Source organism: Pseudomonas sp. LAIL14HWK12:I1 (assembly GCF_003202095.1).
GTDB lineage: Bacteria > Pseudomonadota > Gammaproteobacteria > Pseudomonadales > Pseudomonadaceae > Aquipseudomonas > Aquipseudomonas monteilii.
This window is the reverse complement of sequence record NZ_QJKG01000020.1, coordinates 1-2,970: the sequence shown is the minus strand read 5'-3', so window position 1 is coordinate 2,970 and position 2,970 is coordinate 1. Positions and strand designations below refer to the sequence as shown.

The window sequence follows — 2,970 nt, the reverse complement described above, 5'->3', positions numbered from 1 at the left end:
CACGCAAGTCTCGGCTTTACCCAGATCCCTGTAGGAGCGGCTTTAGCCGCGAACACCGGCAACGCCGGTGCCATCCACCGCGTGGCCTGCTCCGCGGCAAAAGCTGAACCCCACGGGGATCGCTACACAAGGCCGCACTTACAGGCCCTTTTCCTATGCAAGCCAACAGCCCATGGCTATCATGCCTGCCTTATTCCAAGTCGAGACTGGCATGCTGAAGTTGTTGAATCTCCTCAAGGATGGCCGGTTCCATTCCGGTGAAGCCCTGGGGGCAGCCCTCGGGGTGAGTCGCAGTGCCGTTTGGAAGCAGCTGCAGCATCTGGAGAGTGAACTGAACCTCACCATTCACAAGGTTCGTGGGCGCGGCTATCAGCTGGCGGCACCGCTCGCCTTGCTCGAAGCACACGCAATCGCCGGTTATGCCGAAGGCGAGCAGTGGCCGGTGTTCATCCACGAATCGATTGATTCGACCAATGCGGAAGGTTTGCGGCTTGCCGGCCAAGGGCAGGCTGCTCCGTTTATCGTGCTGGCCGAGCGGCAGAGTGCCGGCCGCGGCCGGCGTGGCCGTCAATGGGTCAGCCCATTCGCCGAGAACCTCTATTACAGCCTTGTATTGCGGGTGGAAGGCGGCATGCGTCAGCTCGAAGGTTTGAGCCTGGTGGTGGGACTGGCCGTAATGCGTACCCTGCAGGCGTTTGGCGTAAAAGAGGTAGGGCTCAAATGGCCCAACGATGTGCTGGTTCGCGGGCAGAAGATTACCGGCATTCTCCTGGAGCTGGTGGGCGACCCTGCTGATGTCTGTCATGTAGTACTGGGTATCGGTATCAATGTGAACATGCAGGCAAATGACCAGGTCGACCAACAGTGGACTTCAATGCGGCGTGAGGTGGGTGCGACAATTGATCGCAATCACTTGGTGGCATCGCTCAGTCAGCAACTGCAGCATGAATTGGCACGCCATCGCCGCTACGGATTCGCAGCATTCCTGGAAGAATGGGAGCAGGCGCACCTTTGGCAGGGGCGCAATGTCTCGCTGGTTGCTGGCAGCACGCATATTGATGGTGTGGTTCTCGGCGTCGACGGGCAGGGTGGTTTGCGCCTTGAGGTGGACGGAGTGGAAAAGAGCTTCAGTGGTGGTGAGCTCAGTTTGAGGTTGCGTGATGATTCTTGAGCTCGATTGCGGTAACAGCTTCATCAAGTGGCGGGTAATCCATGCTGCTGATGCAGTCATTGAAGGTGGCGGGATCGTCGATTCCGATCAGGCGTTGCTCGCTGAAGTGGCTGCGTTGGCTTCGGTGCGTCTTACGGGCTGTCGCATTGTCAGTGTGCGCAGCGAGGAAGAAACCGATGCGCTGTGTTCATTGATTGCCCAGGCGTTTACCGTTCAGGCGCGTGTTGCGCATCCGGCACGGGAAATGGCCGGCGTGCGCAATGGCTATGACGATTATCAGCGTCTGGGTATGGATCGTTGGCTGGCTGCGCTGGGTGCATTTCACTTGGCAAAGGGCGCGTGCCTGGTCATTGACTTGGGCACTGCTGCAAAAGCGGACTTCGTTGCAGCGGATGGTGAGCATCTGGGTGGTTACATTTGCCCGGGCATGCCTTTGATGCGTAGCCAGCTGCGCACCCATACCCGGCGTATACGCTATGACGATGCCTCCGCAGAGCGCGCATTGACCAGTCTGTCTCCCGGGCGCTCAACCGTCGAAGCGGTCGAGCGCGGTTGTGTGTTGATGCTCCAGGGTTTTGCGCGCACCCAGCTTGATCAGGCGCGTGTGCTGTGGGGGGACACGTTCACGGTATTTCTCACTGGGGGTGATGCGCCACTGGTAAGGGAGGCTGTGCCCCAGGCGCGTGTTGTGCCAGACCTGGTTTTCGTTGGCCTGGCCATGGCCTGCCCATTGGATTGAGGTGCCTATGCGTTGGTTGTTTCTGCTGTTACTGGTGCTCAACGTCTTCTATTACGTGTGGCATCAGCAGGAAGCCCCGCTGAAGGTCAAGGAAGTCGCCCCGCTGTCTCTGTACAAGGGGAATCAGCAAGAGATCCGTCTGCTGCGTGAAACAGGCGTGTCGGCGCCGCCCAAGCGTCGTGATGAATGCCTGGTAGTGGGTGGGGTAATGGGGCAGGGGCAGCTGGATGCGCTGCGTCAGCGCCTCTTGAGCCTAGATATTGCGACCTTGCCAGTGGTGGGGCAGCTGCCGGGGGCAGATGGGCGCTGGCTCAAGGTTGCACCGGAAAGCGAGCGTTTGCTGGACCAAACGGTACTCTCAGCTCTTTCCAATGATTTCAAAGACTTAAAACATAAAATTATTTTCTGCCAGGGTATTGCAACTGGCGAATAGCTTGATAGAATGGCGCCCGCTTCACAGGGAACACCACTCAGGTGGTAGAACTGGAAGCGGTGTCAAAGCAGCTAAGTTTCAGATTTGATTGAAAAAATTTGAAAAAACGCTTGACACTAGGACGGCAGACAAATAGAATGCCGGCCACATCTGGAGGGATTCCCGAGCGGTCAAAGGGGACGGACTGTAAATCCGTTGCGAGAGCTTCGAAGGTTCGAATCCTTCTCCCTCCACCAGTTTTAGCGAGAGCCGCAAGCTCCGCGGGTATAGTTTAGTGGTAGAACCTCAGCCTTCCAAGCTGATGATGCGGGTTCGATTCCCGCTACCCGCTCCAAGTTTGCCGGATTTTGCGCAAAGTGTTTCGCTCTTGTAGCTCAGTTGGTAGAGCACACCCTTGGTAAGGGTGAGGTCAGCGGTTCAAATCCGCTCAAGAGCTCCATATAAACAAGGCAGATATGAAAATATCTGCCTTTGTTTTATCAGCGCAAGACTATTTCTTCTGCGGAGGATTGTATCGATGGCTAAGGAAAAGTTTGATCGTTCCCTTCCCCACGTTAACGTCGGCACTATCGGCCACGTTGACCACGGTAAGACCACTCTGACCGCAGCTCTGACTCGCGTCTGCTC

General features: G+C 56.9%; 4 protein-coding genes and 3 tRNA genes. All 7 read left to right on the top strand.

Features of this window, described 5'->3' with window-relative positions; translation table 11 throughout:
* Window positions 1–211 precede the first annotated feature (211 nt).
* Window positions 212–1,171 (top strand): bifunctional biotin--[acetyl-CoA-carboxylase] ligase/biotin operon repressor BirA, encoded by a 960-nt coding sequence (gene birA, locus D906_RS26375; protein WP_020424247.1) that lies wholly within the window; start codon window positions 212–214, stop codon window positions 1,169–1,171.
* Window positions 1,161–1,910 carry a pantothenate kinase gene (locus D906_RS26370; RefSeq protein ID WP_025755075.1) on the top strand — a complete coding sequence of 250 codons (750 nt, stop codon included), beginning with the start codon at window positions 1,161–1,163 and terminating at the stop codon, window positions 1,908–1,910. Before birA ends, D906_RS26370 begins: the two co-directional genes overlap by 11 nt.
* Window positions 1,911–1,917: 7 nt before the next feature.
* Window positions 1,918–2,343: a hypothetical protein gene (locus D906_RS26365; protein ID WP_019098632.1), complete on the top strand. Its 426-nt coding sequence runs from the start codon at window positions 1,918–1,920 to the stop codon at window positions 2,341–2,343.
* 152 nt (window positions 2,344–2,495) lie between these two features.
* A tRNA-Tyr gene (locus D906_RS26360) sits at window positions 2,496–2,579 on the top strand.
* A 24-nt stretch (window positions 2,580–2,603) separates the two neighbouring features.
* A tRNA-Gly gene (locus D906_RS26355) sits at window positions 2,604–2,677 on the top strand.
* A gap of 29 nt (window positions 2,678–2,706) precedes the next feature.
* Window positions 2,707–2,782: transfer RNA gene (locus tag D906_RS26350), tRNA-Thr, on the top strand.
* A gap of 78 nt (window positions 2,783–2,860) precedes the next feature.
* A partial coding sequence (locus D906_RS26345) for a GTP-binding protein (RefSeq protein WP_132579187.1) occupies window positions 2,861–2,970 on the top strand: 110 nt, incomplete at its 3' end.